This is a genomic window from Flavobacterium chungangense LMG 26729, from assembly GCF_000735715.2.
Taxonomy (GTDB): Bacteria; Bacteroidota; Bacteroidia; order Flavobacteriales; family Flavobacteriaceae; genus Flavobacterium; species Flavobacterium chungangense.
Genome location: NZ_JASY01000009.1, coordinates 25,147 through 40,759 on the forward strand (window position 1 = coordinate 25,147; position 15,613 = coordinate 40,759).

At 32.9% G+C, this 15,613-nt stretch carries 14 protein-coding genes; 4 read left to right on the forward strand and 10 right to left on the reverse strand.

Going from position 1 to position 15,613, the window contains the following annotated elements; translation table 11 throughout:
• The first annotated feature begins 85 nt into the window (after positions 1-85).
• Entirely contained in the window at positions 86-1,891 is a 1,806-nt protein-coding gene (locus JE46_RS15955) for an acyl-CoA dehydrogenase family protein (protein WP_031456277.1), read from the forward strand.
• 94 nt (positions 1,892-1,985) lie between these two features.
• Here JE46_RS15955 and JE46_RS15960 read toward each other — a convergent pair whose 3' ends face one another.
• Positions 1,986-2,510 (reverse strand): DUF4251 domain-containing protein, encoded by a 525-nt coding sequence (locus JE46_RS15960; protein ID WP_031456278.1) that lies wholly within the window; start codon positions 2,508-2,510, stop codon positions 1,986-1,988.
• A 32-nt stretch (positions 2,511-2,542) separates the two neighbouring features.
• The gene (locus JE46_RS15965) at positions 2,543-2,977 is read right to left on the reverse strand and encodes an META domain-containing protein (RefSeq protein WP_031456279.1); all 435 of its coding nucleotides are present in this window, start codon (positions 2,975-2,977) and stop codon (positions 2,543-2,545) included.
• Positions 2,978-3,190: 213 nt separating this feature from the next.
• Between JE46_RS15965 and JE46_RS15970 the strand changes: the two genes are divergently transcribed.
• Together JE46_RS15970 and JE46_RS15975 are read left to right on the forward strand one after the other, a co-directional pair.
• On the forward strand, positions 3,191-3,718 hold the full coding sequence (locus JE46_RS15970) for a superoxide dismutase family protein (protein ID WP_031456280.1): 528 nt from the start codon (positions 3,191-3,193) through the stop codon (positions 3,716-3,718).
• A 107-nt stretch (positions 3,719-3,825) separates the two neighbouring features.
• On the forward strand, positions 3,826-5,028 hold the full coding sequence (locus tag JE46_RS15975; RefSeq protein ID WP_031456281.1) for an LETM1-related biofilm-associated protein: 1,203 nt from the start codon (positions 3,826-3,828) through the stop codon (positions 5,026-5,028).
• Positions 5,029-5,068: 40 nt separating this feature from the next.
• Here the strand turns inward: JE46_RS15975 and can are convergent, their stop codons facing one another.
• The 3 genes from can to JE46_RS15990 form a co-directional block, all read right to left on the reverse strand.
• Entirely contained in the window at positions 5,069-5,704 is a 636-nt protein-coding gene (gene can, locus JE46_RS15980) for a carbonate dehydratase (protein WP_031456282.1), read from the reverse strand.
• Positions 5,705-5,825: 121 nt separating this feature from the next.
• Positions 5,826-7,475, reverse strand: a complete 1,650-nt coding sequence (locus JE46_RS15985) for a SulP family inorganic anion transporter (RefSeq protein ID WP_031456283.1) — start codon at positions 7,473-7,475, stop codon at positions 5,826-5,828.
• A 79-nt stretch (positions 7,476-7,554) separates the two neighbouring features.
• A complete protein-coding gene (locus tag JE46_RS15990; protein WP_031456284.1) occupies positions 7,555-7,839 on the reverse strand; it encodes a hypothetical protein in 285 nt (94 codons plus the stop codon).
• A 487-nt stretch (positions 7,840-8,326) separates the two neighbouring features.
• On the opposite strand from JE46_RS15990, the gene JE46_RS15995 reads away from it, so the two are divergent.
• The gene (locus JE46_RS15995; protein ID WP_031456285.1) at positions 8,327-9,268 is read left to right on the forward strand and encodes a LysR substrate-binding domain-containing protein; all 942 of its coding nucleotides are present in this window, start codon (positions 8,327-8,329) and stop codon (positions 9,266-9,268) included.
• 100 nt (positions 9,269-9,368) lie between these two features.
• Here JE46_RS15995 and JE46_RS16000 read toward each other — a convergent pair whose 3' ends face one another.
• The 5 genes from JE46_RS16000 to JE46_RS16020 form a co-directional block, all read right to left on the reverse strand.
• Positions 9,369-10,112, reverse strand: coding sequence for a rhamnogalacturonan acetylesterase (locus JE46_RS16000; RefSeq protein ID WP_031456286.1), 744 nt, complete (start codon positions 10,110-10,112; stop codon positions 9,369-9,371).
• Between the two features lie 18 nt (positions 10,113-10,130).
• On the reverse strand, positions 10,131-11,480 hold the full coding sequence (locus tag JE46_RS16005; RefSeq protein ID WP_031456287.1) for a glycoside hydrolase family 28 protein: 1,350 nt from the start codon (positions 11,478-11,480) through the stop codon (positions 10,131-10,133).
• Positions 11,481-11,557: 77 nt separating this feature from the next.
• Positions 11,558-12,658 (reverse strand): pectate lyase, encoded by a 1,101-nt coding sequence (pelA, locus tag JE46_RS16010; protein WP_031456288.1) that lies wholly within the window; start codon positions 12,656-12,658, stop codon positions 11,558-11,560.
• Positions 12,659-12,706: 48 nt separating this feature from the next.
• Positions 12,707-14,341 carry a glycoside hydrolase family 43 protein gene (locus tag JE46_RS16015; RefSeq protein WP_031456289.1) on the reverse strand — a complete coding sequence of 545 codons (1,635 nt, stop codon included), beginning with the start codon at positions 14,339-14,341 and terminating at the stop codon, positions 12,707-12,709.
• A gap of 16 nt (positions 14,342-14,357) precedes the next feature.
• Positions 14,358-15,590, reverse strand: coding sequence for a glycoside hydrolase family 88/105 protein (locus tag JE46_RS16020; protein ID WP_031456290.1), 1,233 nt, complete (start codon positions 15,588-15,590; stop codon positions 14,358-14,360).
• Positions 15,591-15,613 lie beyond the last annotated feature (23 nt).

The following is a 15,613-nucleotide window of genomic DNA, read 5'->3' on the forward strand; positions in this document are numbered from 1 at the left end:
GCTACTTGCGAAGATTTCTCCTTCGTCCAAATGACAAGATTGTGTACAAAAACCATAAATAAAAAACATACAAAAAACATAAGCAATGGCAGATACAATCGAAAAAAACGTAACACGTGGTGGTCAGTTTTTAGTTAAAGAAACAAAATGTGAGGACATCTTTACTCCAGAAGATTTCTCTGAAGAGCAGTTAATGATGCGTGACTCTGTAAAAGAGTTTGTTGACAAAGAAATTTGGCCTAACAAAAATCGCTTCGAGAACAAAGATTACGCTTTTACAGAAGAAAGTATGCGCAAAGCAGGTGAATTGGGACTTTTAGGAGTTGCGGTTCCTGAAGAATACGGCGGATTAGGAATGGGATTCGTATCTACAATGTTAGTTTGTGACTACATTTCTGGAGCAACCGGATCTTTCTCTACTGCTTTTGGTGCTCATACCGGAATTGGAACTATGCCAATTACACTTTATGGAACTGAGGAACAAAAGAAAAAATATGTTCCAAAATTAGCTTCTGGAGAATGGTTCGGTGCTTATTGCTTAACTGAGCCAGGCGCAGGATCTGATGCTAACTCAGGAAAAACTAAAGCTGTTTTATCTGAAGATGGAACGCATTATAAAATTACAGGTCAAAAAATGTGGATTTCCAATGCAGGTTTCTGTAGCGTCTTCATCGTTTTTGCTCGTATTGGAGATGATAAAAACATTACTGGTTTCATCGTAGAAAACGATCCTTCAAACGGAATTTCTATGAATGAAGAAGAGCATAAATTAGGAATTCGTGCATCTTCTACGCGTCAGGTTTTCTTTAACGATACGAAAGTTCCGGTTGAAAACATGTTGTCTGAAAGAGGAAACGGTTTTAAAATTGCTATGAATGCTTTAAACGTTGGACGTATTAAATTGGCTGCTGCGTGTTTAGATGCCCAAAGAAGAGTTACTTCCGGAGCTGTAAAATATGCTAATGAAAGAATTCAGTTTAATACTGCTATTGCAAGCTTTGGAGCTATCCGTTCTAAACTGGCTGAAATGGCAACTAGTGCTTACGCCGGAGAAAGTGCTTCTTACCGTGCTGCAAAAGATATCGAAGACAGAATTGCTGCTCGTGAAGCAGAAGGAACTTCTCACCAGGAAGCTGAATTAAAAGGTGTTGAAGAATATGCTATTGAGTGTTCTATCCTGAAAGTAGCAGTTTCTGAAGATGTTCAGAATTGTGCTGATGAAGGAATTCAGATTTTCGGTGGAATGGGATTCTCTGAAGATACTCCAATGGAAAGTGCATGGAGAGATGCCCGTATCGCTCGTATTTATGAAGGTACAAACGAAATCAACAGAATGCTTTCGGTAGGTATGCTGATCAAAAAAGCAATGAAAGGTCACGTTGATTTACTTGGGCCTGCAATGAAAGTTCAGGAAGAATTAATGGGAATCCCTTCTTTTGATACTCCGGATTTCTCTGAATTATTTGCAGAAGAAAAAGGAATCGTGGCTAACCTGAAAAAAGTTTTCTTAATGGTTGCAGGAAGTGCTGTTCAAAAATATGGTCCGGATTTAGATTCTCACCAACAATTATTAATGGCTGCTTCTGATATCTTAATCGAAATTTATATGGCCGAAAGTACAATTTTGAGAACGGAGAAATTAGCAAAATCTCAAGGAGAAGATAAAGTACAAGAGCAAATCGCTATGGCAAAATTATACTTGTACAAAGCTGTAGATATTGTAAACTCAAGAGGAAAAGAAGGAATTGCTTCTTTCGCAGAAGGTGACGAACAACGTATGATGTTAATGGGATTAAAACGTTTTACAAAATACACTAATCTTCCAAATGTAGTAGCGTTGAGAGAAAAAATCGCAGAAAAATTAGTAGTAGAAAATTCATACTGCTTCTAATTCAAAAATAGTTTTTTAGCTTTTAATTTGTTAAATCCGCATTTGTCCCGAAACAAATGCGGATTTTAATTTTTTTTAAACCAAACTACGGAGCCTACTTTTTAACTTCTTCAGGTTTTGGTGCCTCAATTTCCCCATCATAAGAAATCGATGCCCTGTTATTACTATTGACTGAAAGAGATGCACTCCCATCAAAAAAAACAATCATAAAAAGATTATAAACATCATCCTTACCTTTTACAGTTGCTTTTATATTATAGGATTTTTTCTTTTTTTCAACTTGGATACCCTCAGGAATGCCTTCAAATTTTACACCGCCATCACCTCCTCCATAAGGTACGCTAAATGCACGTCCAAAAAATGGCAAATCGCAAGTTGTCCTGGTTTCGTTGAATTTTAAAAAATAAGTATTATAATCTAAATTTAAAAGTCCGCCTCCTTGAGGTATAACTTTTTGTGCCTCAAAAACAAAATTCTTAGAATCGATAAGACCTTTAATTTCTTTTTGTTTCTCTAATTCTTTTTCTGCTTTAAGTGCTTTTTTAGATTTTTCCTGTGCCAATACAGGAAAAATTAAAAAAGAGCATATGACTAATAAAACAAATACTTTAGTTTTCATAAATTATATTTTATAGTTTAAGAAAGTAGGTTTTATCTTTTTGTGAATCGCATCGTTTCAATATTACCAGAAATAAAATTTAAAGTTCTTCCATCATCAGTAACATTATAGGAAGTCACTTTAGACAAAGTACTCATAAAAACCTGCTCGCCCTGTCCATCTATACACATCATTTTGGTTGTAACCATAGGTTCCTTAAAATTAATTTTGTTTTCAGAGACATTAAGTTGACCTGTATAAGAATTACAGCTGTTATTGCCCGAAACCAAATTTTCTTTAGTATTGAAATTTATTGAAGGTTTTTTATTCGGATATAACCCCTCAAAAGCAATTCTTGGTCCAGTGATATAACTAAGTTCCCAATTCCCTTCCAGTTTAGAAAGGACATCCTTTTTTTTGCACTTAAAAACATTACAGGAAATTAACAGAAAACCAAAGAAAAAAAGGATAAAAATATTTTTTATCATAATATTAAAATTTTAAAAATCAACAATTTAAAAACCGTAGAAGCATATTTTTTTCGTTAAAAACAAATACTAATTTAAGCAATATTTCTAAGCTTTATGTTTAAAGTTAATTAAATAACATCGAATAGTTTTGGATTTTTTTAACGTAAATGCTTAAAGAATATCTTATGTTTTATGCTAAATTTACTTATCATTAATTTAAATGCCACACATATGAAAAAAATAATTGTTTCGTTCGCAATAATTACTGCCTTAATAATTGGCTGTAAGACCAGTACAAAATCAAATGATGCTAAAACGCTGACTGTAACTTTAGAGCCAAAAAGCAATAGTAAAGTTACAGGAACCGCAACATTTACAGAAAAAAATGGCAAAGTAACTTTTACGGCAAAAATAGCGGGTTTACAGCCGGGTGTCCATGCAATTCACATTCACGAAAAATCAGATTGCACAGCTGCTGACGGAAGTTCTGCCGGTGGACACTGGAATCCAACTTTCAAAAAACATGGAAAATGGGGAGTTGGCGAATATCATAAAGGCGACATTGGTAATTTTACAGCAGATGCTGATGGAAACGGAACTATAACGATGACGACTGATGAATGGGCTATTGGCGGTGATGATGAAACTAAAAATATCTTAGGAAAAGGATTAATTGTTCATCAGGGTGCTGATGATTTTACTACTCAACCAACCGGCAATGCAGGTGGCAGAGTAGCTTGTGCAGGCATCATTAAATAATTAAAAACTTAATAACCACTATTTCACAAAATCTAGTGGTTATTTCATTTAAAAATCAATCTTAACACAAGAAAAAGGTATAGCTTTGTATCCTCAAACTCAAGTTAATGATTAACCCATCGGCACCTGGCTGGATAGATAAATTTTTTAATGAACAAAAGTTCTCAGAAGCGATTCCTTTTGAGACTGCAGATTCATTTTACTATAAAGTTAGAGAAACAGGCTTTATCTATGGACATATTATCTCTATTGATTCTCAAATCCCAATTCCTATAAAAGGCTGGTTTAAGACCGAGATTTCTAAAATTGCTTTATTAAATACATTATATCATGTTTTTTGCCTTGAAAAAAGAAATTCAGAGCCGAATAACTTTATTTCTGAAGTTCTAAAATTTTATAAAGAAATGAATCCGGAAGGGTTTAGTTTGTTTAAAATTTTGCTTCCAAAAGACACTCCATCATTATCATTAGAAAATATAATTGATCAGAGAGTTCAAACCAATGACAGTATCATTAGTAAAAACTTCTCACATCTTGTAACCAATGCTTTATTATTTATAGATGTACTGGCTTTTAGACAATATTTAGAACATGGCGCAATTCCGGAGAAATATCTCAAGAGAATTGAAGAAACGGTTCTTGGAATTGTAGGATTAGCATTAAAAACTAAAACAGTAAAATCTCAACACGACGACTTATTAATTAAACTTTTTGAAGCTTCTATACGGTACTCAAAATTTTCAAAAGTTACTGTTGATACTTTAGAAACTTTAACCCTAAGTTATTTCGATAATAAATTAGAGCATTATTATTTAATCGATATGGCTGGAATGGCTTTATGGAGCGACGGCGTGGTTGAAAATGAAGAAGCTTACTTTTTATATTCGTTAGGATCAATGATGAAGGTTTCTGATGATTTCGTAACTCAAAGTATTGCTACAACCAATTTATTCATCACAACGCACAAAAAGAAAATTCCATATTTTAATTATTCTAATCCGGTAAAACACTTTTACGACCAGATGACGCACACAGTCGTAAAACTGATTATCCGAAACAAAAACAGACTGGTTAAGGAAATTGTTCAAAGTAAAGAATTAATGGTTCTTTTGGCGTACTCTACAACAAGAGATCTGGATGCCAAGGAAAAGAAAAAAGTAAAAAAACAGCTTTTGGATATCTGTAAAACGATTCCCTCACTAACCATTTTTTTACTCCCGGGCGGAAGTTTATTATTACCAATTTTAATAAAATTTATTCCAACAATGTTGCCCTCTGCTTTCAATGAAAATCTGGATGAAAACGAATAAAAAAAATCGCCTCTTATGGGGCGATTTTTTTTATGTCTGATTAAAGATCTAATTGATAAACCTGATCCAGCTCCTCATTCGAACTGATTGTTACATTTAAATCTGTTACAAAACCAGAATTTAATCCATAAACCCATCCGTGAAGCATTAAATCCTGACCATTTTTCCAGGCTCCCTGAACGATTGAAGTCTTGGCAAGGTTATAAACCTGTTCTTTAGCATTAATTTCAACAAAAGCATTAAAACGTGCATCCTCATCCTGAATAGAATTCAGATATTTATCATGCAGACGGTATTCATCCTTAATATGACGAAGCCAGTTATCAATAATTCCAACAGATTGGTTCCCCATTGCTGCTTTTACACCTCCACAGCCGTAATGTCCACACACAATTACATGCTTTACTTTTAAAACATTTACCGCATAATCCAGAACACTTAGCATATTCATATCTGAGTGTACGACCATATTGGCAATATTTCGGTGTACAAAAACCTCACCTGGCTTTGCTCCAATAATTTCATTAGCAGGAACACGACTGTCAGAGCAACCTATCCATAACAATGGTGGAGTTTGTCCTTTTGCTAAATCTGCGAAATAATTAGGATCTTTTGCTAATGAATTTTCGACCCATTTTTTGTTGTTTTCAAGTATTTGTTTATAAAACTCTATCATTGTTTTTTATTTTTTTGAATGGTATTTCTGTGTGATAACAATTACAAAAGAACTCATGTAAAGTTATCTAAATTTTAAGATTCCGCTCTCTTTTAGAAATACATTAATTATTTATTTTGTTTTAAAATTTTTCTTTTGCTTCTTCTTTTTTCACTAATACTCTCTTTGCTACATCATAATAGTGTTCAATAGAAACATGATTATTATTATCCGGAGTATTTTCTAATTCGTAAGCTTCTTTAAAACCTTTCAGTTTTACCTTGATATTTTCATCAATAGCACGAGTTTCTTTAAATTCTCTGATTAAATCCAATACATCATGGGCAATATATTCTGTATCATGTGCATTGATGATAACTTTAGAGTTTTCAGGGATTTCACTTAGTGTTTGTTTTATAGCAGCTTTATTCAAAAATGATACTTCCTGAGCTAAGTCGATGTGAATAATGTCTCCATCTTCGTATTCTTCTTTTTTGAAGATATAAGCTCTTTTTAGGTTACCTCTCAATACAAAAACGATACTGATTATAATTCCCAACGCCACACCTTTTAGTAAATCTGTTGCAACAACAAATACCAAGGTTGCAATAAAGGGAATAAACTGATATTTTCCTTTATGCCAGAAATGTAAAAATGTAGCAGGTTTTGCTAATTTATATCCTACCAAAATCAAAACTGTAGCTAATGTTGCCAATGGAATTTTATTTAATATTGCCGGAATAGACAAAACACTAATTAATAAAAGTACACCATGAATAATTGAAGACATTTTTGATTTTGCTCCAGCATTATTATTTGCAGATGATCTCACAACTACAGATGTCATTGGCAATCCTCCTAAAAGGGAACTTAACATATTACCAACACCCTGAGCTCTTAATTCTACATTTGTATCTGTGTAGCGCTTTTGAACATCCATTCTGTCAGAAGCTTCAATACACAACAACGTTTCGATAGAAGCTACAATGGCAATTGTAATGGCTACGACCCAAACTTGAGGATTTGTAACTGCACTAAAATTTGGCGTAATAATAATGGACTTAAAATCATCAAAAGATTTTGGAACCGGTAACGAAACTAAATGTTCTTTTGCAATTGCAAGCGAACTTCCTGACGATATAAAGAATTCATTTAATAAAACCCCCAGAATAACTGCTACCAAGGCACCTGGTACTAATTTTAATCTCTTTAAAAATGGGACTTTATCCCAGGAAATTAAAACCACAAGTGAAATTAATGAAATTACTACAGCTCCTAAGTGAATGTGATTAACAACATCAAATAGAAAAGAAAATGAATTGCTTCCATCATTTTGAATAAAAGCCTGATCCCCTTCAAAATCTGAATCGTAACCAAATGCGTGCGGTATTTGTTTTAGAATAATAATAATACCGATACCGGCAAGCATTCCTTCAATTACATTAGTTGGAAAATAATTCGATATACTTCCGGCTTTTAAAAACCCTAATGCTAATTGAATTAATCCTGCAATAAAAACTGATAGTAAAAAAACATCGAAAGCACCAAAATCAGTGATGGCGGTTAAAACAATAGCTGTTAAACCAGCTGCTGGTCCGGAAACACTAATATGTGACTGGCTTAAATAACCTACCACAATACCTCCAATAACACCTGCAATGATTCCAGAAAACAAAGGTGCACCGGAAGCCATTGCAATACCTAAACACAATGGAAGAGCGACCAAGAAAACCACCAAACCTGAAGCAAAATCAGATTTAAGGTTAGCAAAAAGATTAATTTTTTTTGACATAATACAATACTAAAAATTGATACATTAAAGATCTACTATATTTACTACAAATACAGTTAGTTTAAAATAATCGGAAGTATTACACTAAGTTTGGAGGTGGTGCAAATATGCTGGGAGAAATATTGTCTAGTTTGACAATATTTTCAGACACTATTGTTTTTTTCTGTATATAAAGAGGTATTGCAACTTCATGTTGCAATATTACCGGATAAACGGCTGCCTTAAGTTCTTTGTGTGAGTGCTCTTCTTCAGAAAAACTAAAAAACATAGATGTATCATTACTCTTCTTCATCAACGTCACAACTGTTGGCGTTGCTAAAAAAGCAATGAATATGAATAATAATATGCGAGCGATTAGTTTCATTCAAGCAAAAATAACTTTTAACAGATAAAATCAAAGTATGAAGCTAAAAATTTTATAGAAATTTAACATTTGTAAAAAAGCTGAATATATACATTTGACTATTCATATTTTCAAACAATTCATAAACAACATATTAAAACTCTTCTTCCAGCCAGACATTCATCATATAATTTGTACCTTCATCGCTAATTTTTCCTGACTTATTCAAAATTTCTCTTTCAGTTTTAAGCAAATCTGATAAGAATGTATTTTATTAATTGAACTGCTTTTTCGTCATTTGAAGTGTTTCCTGACGATAAATTCAATCTTCTAAAGTATGAATGGAGCTCCTCAAATCGTTAAAACTCGTTCGGCTATCCTATCTATTTTTAATTGTGAATAGATATACAATTCTTCAATTCTTTTTACAAATCTAAAATAACTTCCTTGCAATAATTATAATGAAAAATTATATTTTCTTATTTTTGCATCACAAAATACTATTAAAATGACTATAACTCAACTACAATATGTTTTAGCAGTAGCCGAGCATAAAAATTTCACATTAGCGGCAGAAAAATGTTTCGTGACTCAGCCTACTTTAAGTATGCAGATTCAAAAAATTGAAGAAGAATTGAATATTTTAATTTTCGACAGAAGCAAAAAACCGATTCAACTTACAGATATTGGTCAGAAAATTGTAAATCAGGCAAAAAATATTGTAAATGAGGCAAATCGTATTCAGGATATTGTCGAACAGCAGAAAGGTTTTATTGGCGGTGAGTTTCGTTTAGGAATTATTCCAACAATCATGCCTACACTTTTACCGATGTTTTTAAATAATTTTATAAAAAAATATCCAAAAGTAAAGCTTTTGATTGAAGAGCTTAATACCGATGAAATTATTACAAAACTAAAAAACGGTCATTTGGATGCGGCTATTGCTGCAACCCCACTTGAAGACGAAAAAATAAAAGAAATTGTATTGTATTTTGAACCTTTTGTAGCCTATATTCCTGAACACCATTCCAGTTTTCAAAAAGACGAAATAGAAGTTTCTGACTTAAACATCAATGAAATCTTACTTTTACAAGATGGACACTGTTTTAGGGACGGTATTTTAAATTTATGCAAAAATGGAACTGATATTGATCAAAACAATTTCCAGATTCAAAGCGGAAGTTTTGAAACACTAATAAAATTAGCAGATGAAGGTTTGGGCACAACATTACTTCCGTACTTACACACACTGGATTTAAAGGACTCCGATAAATTAAAACTTCGTAATTTCAAAGAACCAAAACCTGCACGTGAGGTGAGTTTAATTTATCCTAAAAGCGAATTAAAAATGCAAATCATTGATGCCTTAAGGAGCACTATTGCAGGTGTCGTAAAAGGGGCCATTGTTTTTCAGAATGTTCAAATTGTTAGTCCGTTACAAAAAAAATAACATTCGCTTAATTATTCCATTTGCTATAAATATAAAATCGTATCCGTAACTGTAAAAAAGCCTATCCGGATACGATTTTATTTAATAAAGATTATTCAGGCTATTTAATTCCCTTCTTAAGTGTTTCAACAGAAGAATCTTCTAAAAGTTTTATTTGCTCAACAACTATTTGTGCAATTTCTGTTGCTCCTTTTAAAGAAAGATGTGTATCATCGTCTTTAGCGTCTTTATAATATGGATTTTCTCCTGCTTTGAAATGTAAATGCAACTCTTTTGATTTTTCAGGTCCATAAGATTGTTCTAATAATTCGGTAAAATATTCCAAATCAATAAAAGGAACATTAAATTCCTGCGCAACCAACCTGGTTTCTAAAGGATAATCCCCGTGAGTTCCAATTAACACTCCTTTTTCATTAAAATTTCTTCTTGCAATTGAACTCAGTAAAATTGGAATTGCTCCTTTTGCACGGCTTTCTTTTACAAAACGGATTAGATTATGTCTGTAAGCCGTATGCGGGTTTGTATAACGTAATGAATCCATGTTTTTCCCATCATTATGCCCAAACTCAATAAAAACATAATCACCTTTTTTTAGTTTTTGGTATACCGCATCCCACTGTTTTTCAGCTATAAAACTTCTGGTACTTCTTCCATTTAAAGCCCTATTGTCGATAATAATATTATCTTTAAAAAAAGGTTGTAATACCTGAGCCCAACCGTGTTCAGGGTTTTTTTCCGGATCTTTTTTATTCGCCATTGTTGAATCTCCAATGGTATAAACAGTTGTTTTTTGTGCAAAACAAGTGGCTGACATCAACCAAAGAATTAAGATATAATGTTTCATTTTTTATTTTTTAATAAACTATTTTGCTGCTGAAGGAACTGTAGCTTTTTCTCCGATAAAAACTTCATTCAGAATTACATTCTCAGCATTTGTACTTGATATCGCATTTTTAGCCCACTTAATTTCAATATTATTTAAAGAGATGTTTTTGATCTTTTTATCAGCAAATCCCTGAATAACAATCCCTGAGGCAGAGGCTTTATTACATAAAATATCAGAAAACGAAACATTTGATATTTCAGACTGAAATCCTTTTCCTTCTCCGTGATAATTGGCTGTGATATAAAGACAATCTTCTACTTCATCTAACTGGATATTTCGAACAAAAACATTTTTTATAAAACCTCCTCTGTCAGCATTGGTTTTTAAATAAATACCTCTTTTTAAATAACCAGTGGTTTTGCAATTCTCAACAAAAACGTTTTGTACTCCAGCGGACATTTCGCTGCCTATAACTACTCCGTGAAGCCCTTTAAAATTACAGTTTCGAATAATAATATTTTCACTTGGGGTAACTGCATTAGCTCTTCCTTCATGATCTCTTCCTGCTTTTATTGCTACATTATCATCACCGTTATTGAAAGTTATATTTTCGATCAAAACGTCTTTTGCATATTCAGGATCTATACCATCATTATTGTAATTCAATGACTTATAACTTAATCCTCTAACGGTTATACTTTGTGATTTTAATAAATGCAGACACCAAAAAGGAGAATTTTCAATACGGATATTTTCGACTAAAATATTCTTACAGTTAAAAAACTGAATCATTTGTGGACGCAAAAAATAACCTGTCCCAAATTTCCTTTCATTGACAGGAACATTGTTATGATTCATTTCCCGGCTCAGCTCTTTACCTTTTCCTTCTTGAGATTTAAAGGTTTTCCATGTTTTACCACCTTCTCCATCAATAATTCCCTCACCGGTTAATGCAATATTGGTACAATCATATGCATAAATTAACGGGCTGTAATTATAAAGTATTGTACCTTCCCAGCTGGTTAAAACCATTGGTAAATAATCCTCAGGCTTATCACTAAATTTAATTTTCGCGCCTTTCTCAATTTTTAAATTGACATTGCTTACAAAATGAATTGGTCCTTTTAAAAGATAAACTCCTTTTGGAACTGTAATAGTTCCTCCCTTATTCTTCTTACACAATGCCATTGCTTTATCAAAAAAGGGCTTACTATCAGAAACAGAGTCTCCTTTGGCTCCTAATTTCGCTACATTAACTTGATACGAAGGAATTTTGGGTAGTTGAATTGCACTTACAATTGAATCTACTTTTGCCGTTGGAAATTTATTGTCCTGAGCAAATGAAACAGTTGAAAACAATACCAGAAAAAAAAGTCTAATATTCATAATTTTTATTTTTGCAGGCAAAATCCTAATTCACTGTTTAACACAAAGGAAATGCTCAATCAATTACTATTATAGAATTACTCTGATTCAGTTTTTTCTAAATTATTTTTTTTTGACCACTTTTTGTATTTTTTCAAAACTTCTTTAGGTTCATTAGAATACCACGAGTAACCATTTCTTCTTTCTTCACCAATATCAGTTATATATTTCTTTTTAATTCCGTCACGGTCACAGAAAAAAGCCTCATTTGTATCAAGTTCTGCAAATCTTGGCCAAATTGGCGCAACCTCATCAGTTGGATACATTTTTTTACCTATAACTTTACCATCTGCATCGTATATTCGCTCTTCTCTAAGATTCGTAATTTTTGTTTTTTCAAACCAGTTATATGCACTTACAATAGCAGTTTTAATTTCAGGTGAAGGATTATCAACAGACATTAAAAATAATACAATTTTTGCAGATTCTTTTCCGCTTAATGAAGCAAGTTCATAAGCTCTTGCATCAGCTGGAGCAAAAGTAACTTCATCATGTTGTGCACACCAAACAGTTAAAACACCATTTTGTTTGTATTGGGTTTTTAAGATGCAATCAATTCCTTTCTCAACAGCTATTTTAGCTTTATCAACAATTTCCTGCGATGGTTTAATACTGTAATATTCAGTTTGATTTGCTATTTCTTTTAATACATTCAAAACATCAACCATTGAATTGTCATTATAAGTAATATGCGTATAATATCCTTTTTTTAATGGAAAATACTGAGGCCATCCTCCATTAGGATATTGCGCTGAAAGTAAATAATTTACAGCTCTTAAAAATGAATCTTTATATCTTTCATCTTTTGTCTGAGCGTACATTTTAGATACAAAAAGTATTTCCTGGGTTGTTGCTCTGTTATCTATTGTACAGTCTTTTCCTGATGGTTTTAGTTCTAATAGTTTAGTTTTCTCTTCCTCAGTCAATTCTTTCAACATTTGGATATTTTTTGGCCATCCGCCAATATCTCTTTGATAAAGCAGAACATTTTCACCTACTTTTTTACCTTCTTCAGAACCAAACCAGGCTGAGTAACTTTTTATAATTAAATCCGGCCATTTTTTAGCTTTTTCCTGTGCGTTAACATAACAGTTCGTACTTATTAAAAGTAATAATACTGTTTTTTTAAGTTGATTCATTTAGTTAATTAATTTTGGTTATTTATTTAGTTATTTATTTTTTCTGCTTTAATTGGTTATCCTAAACCAATCTATTGCAACACTGCCAGCATCATTTATAACACCTTCTCTAAGTGCCACAAATCCTATTTTAGCACCAATCCATTTGCCTTCTCGTGCAGTAAAATTATCGCCAACAGAGTTAAATTTTTGTCCATCTATGCTATATAAAAAATTACATATTCCGCCTGCTTTTACTTTTACTTGCAGGTAAATTGTTTTATCCTTTATTGCAATTTTTTTACTTTCAAGTTCAATCCCTTTTTTATCCGCTTTCAAAGCTGTTCTTTGAGAAAGAAACAGTTTACCTTCTTCTTGTTTCAGACATAAAAAACTGTAATCCAGACCCATAATTACCAATCCTGCATATTCACCATCAAATCTGGAATTAAACGTAATTTTTGCTGTTGCAGTAAACTCATCCGAAGGGAATTTTTGTAAAAGTAAATTAGGAACATCAAACAGATTATTATAATCTTTAGGAACAGGAATACAATTTAAATTATAATATCCCATTGCTGTAGGAAGTCCCCAGGTAATCTGTGGATTTGCATGCCACTGCCATTGCAGCCCAAGTTTTGGTTTATTAAATTCATCACTTTCCGGTGGCGTTTCAATAGGAAATATTTTTTTACCTACATTTGGTTTTTTATAAGCCATAACAGGCTCTCCAGTACCATCTTTATTTTCGTCATTTCCAATCACCGGCCAGTCATTTTGCCACTTCATAGGCTGTAAATGAACTACTCTTCCGTATGCAAACTGATCCTGAAAATGAATAAACCAATCTTCCCCTGTTTGTGTCTGAACCCAGGCTCCCTGATGAGGACCGTTTACAGCTGATTTTCCCTGATCCATAACTTTCCTTTTTTCATAAGGTCCATATACATTTTTGGATCTCATAACCGTTTGCCAGCCAGTGGCTACTCCTCCTGCAGGAGCGAATATGTAATAATAGCCATTTCTTTTGTAAAACTTAGGCCCCTCAATAGTTACTTCATCTGTAGTATGCCCGTCAATAATCATGACATCATCATTATGGGCAGACAAACCATCCGAACTCATTGAACAAACTGCCAAAACACTTTTTATTCCTGCACGGCTTCCAGCAAAAGCATAACCTAAATATGCTTTACCATCCTCATCCCATAACGGTGTTGGATCAATCAGGCCTTTGCCTTCTTTTACCATAATCGGTTCTGACCAAGGGCCTTCTGCTTTTTTAGCTTTCACAACATAAATTCCAAAATCGGGATCAGGATAATAGATATAAAATTCATTATTATAAAAACGAATACATGGAGCCCAGACACCATTTCCATGCTGAACTTTATTGTAAACCTCTAAAGGCTTTTGTTTTGAAAGTGCATAACCAATTAATTTCCAGTTTACCAAATCTTTTGAATGAAGGATAGGCAGTCCTGGAACACAATTGAATGATGACGCTGTCATGTAATAATCATCCCCAACCCTAATAGCATCCGGATCTGAATAATCGGCATATAAAATAGGATTTTTATACGTGCCGTTACCTTGATCAGCAACCCAGACCTTCGAAAAATTATTTTCATTTTTTTCCTGTCCTGTTAAGATCTGTATTCCTGTGAAACACAAAAAAAGAAACGTTATTTTTATAAATTTCATTAAAAAAAAATTATACTTATCTGTTTAACTCTAATGCCGCTAATATAAAAGGCCCTGTAGCTTTTGGGTCATTATCTTTCTTTTTTTCATTTACATAATATTCATAGGAACCATCTCTGTATGGAGTTCCTCCAAGCCCAGCTACCTGACAGGCCTGTGTCAAGGTAATTGTACCATCAGCATCAACTTTTATTAATTGGGTAGTCAAACCATCAAAAGCATGGTTTGCCATTTTTTTGAATTTTGATGGTAAATAACCTTTATTAGCCCCTTTTGCAAATGCATACGCAAACATTGATGAGCCTGAAGCTTCCAAATAATTTCCTTCCTTACCCATTTTATCCGTTACCTGGTACCACAAACCAGATTTATCCTGATACTTTGCTAAACTTTCTGCAACATTATTCAAATAGCCAACTAATTCTTTTTGTTTTGGATGGTCTTTTGGAAAATAATCCAATGCATCAACTAAAGCCATTACATACCAGCCAAGAGCTCTTGACCAATAATTTGGAGAATTTCCTGTTTCTTTATCAGCCCATGGCATTTGCTTACTTTCATCCCAGCCGTGAAATAACAATCCTGTTTTTGGATCTGTAGCATGTAATTGAATTTGTTCAAATTGATGCGCAATATCATCCAGACTTTTTCCATTTTCAAAAGTTGCTGTATATTGAGCATAGAAAGGTTCTCCCATATACAAACCATCTAACCACATTTGATTAGGATAGATTTTTTTATGCCAAAATCCTCCAGACTGTGTTCTTGGCTGATCAGCTAATTGCTTGCGCAATAACTGCATTGCTTTTAAATATTTTTCTTCTTTAGTTTTATTATACGCATTAAAAAGCAAACGGCCGGCAACAATCATATCTATATTATACTTCTGCATTTCATATGTTTTAATTGTTCCGTCATTTTCAATCAAAGCATCCAGATATCCCTGTACATAAGCTGCATATCTTGAATCTGGATTCTTTTTATACAATTCTTCAAATGAATACAAAACAAGACCATGAACATAGTCCCATTTTGGAGCTTTAGAATCATCTATCTGCCAGGATTCAGGATGGCGTTTCATTAAAGTTAAAGCCATTTTATCAGACCACTTTAAGTCTTTTGAAATTACAGTATAATTCTGCGATTCAGTATTTTTTACAGGTTCAGGGGAAGCCGTTTTACAACTAAAGAAAGTGAATAAAACAAAAAGTGTGGCTACTTTTAAGGTATTTAATGTGTTGCTTAACATAGTAATTTATTTTGAATATATTG

Coding starts and splice junctions, on each gene's coding strand:
- JE46_RS15955 (WP_031456277.1), top strand. CDS start 86: ATGGCAGATACAATCGAAAAAAACGTAACACGTGGTGGTCAGTTTTTA.
- JE46_RS16020 (WP_031456290.1), bottom strand. CDS start 15,590: ATGTTAAGCAACACATTAAATACCTTAAAAGTAGCCACACTTTTTGTT.
- JE46_RS15990 (WP_031456284.1), bottom strand. CDS start 7,839: ATGAAACTAATCGCTCGCATATTATTATTCATATTCATTGCTTTTTTA.
- JE46_RS15995 (WP_031456285.1), top strand. CDS start 8,327: ATGACTATAACTCAACTACAATATGTTTTAGCAGTAGCCGAGCATAAA.
- can (WP_031456282.1), bottom strand. CDS start 5,704: ATGATAGAGTTTTATAAACAAATACTTGAAAACAACAAAAAATGGGTC.
- JE46_RS15970 (WP_031456280.1), top strand. CDS start 3,191: ATGAAAAAAATAATTGTTTCGTTCGCAATAATTACTGCCTTAATAATT.
- JE46_RS16000 (WP_031456286.1), bottom strand. CDS start 10,112: ATGAAACATTATATCTTAATTCTTTGGTTGATGTCAGCCACTTGTTTT.
- pelA (WP_031456288.1), bottom strand. CDS start 12,658: ATGAATCAACTTAAAAAAACAGTATTATTACTTTTAATAAGTACGAAC.
- JE46_RS16015 (WP_031456289.1), bottom strand. CDS start 14,341: ATGAAATTTATAAAAATAACGTTTCTTTTTTTGTGTTTCACAGGAATA.
- JE46_RS15985 (WP_031456283.1), bottom strand. CDS start 7,475: ATGTCAAAAAAAATTAATCTTTTTGCTAACCTTAAATCTGATTTTGCT.
- JE46_RS15975 (WP_031456281.1), top strand. CDS start 3,826: ATGATTAACCCATCGGCACCTGGCTGGATAGATAAATTTTTTAATGAA.
- JE46_RS15960 (WP_031456278.1), bottom strand. CDS start 2,510: ATGAAAACTAAAGTATTTGTTTTATTAGTCATATGCTCTTTTTTAATT.
- JE46_RS15965 (WP_031456279.1), bottom strand. CDS start 2,977: ATGATAAAAAATATTTTTATCCTTTTTTTCTTTGGTTTTCTGTTAATT.
- JE46_RS16005 (WP_031456287.1), bottom strand. CDS start 11,480: ATGAATATTAGACTTTTTTTTCTGGTATTGTTTTCAACTGTTTCATTT.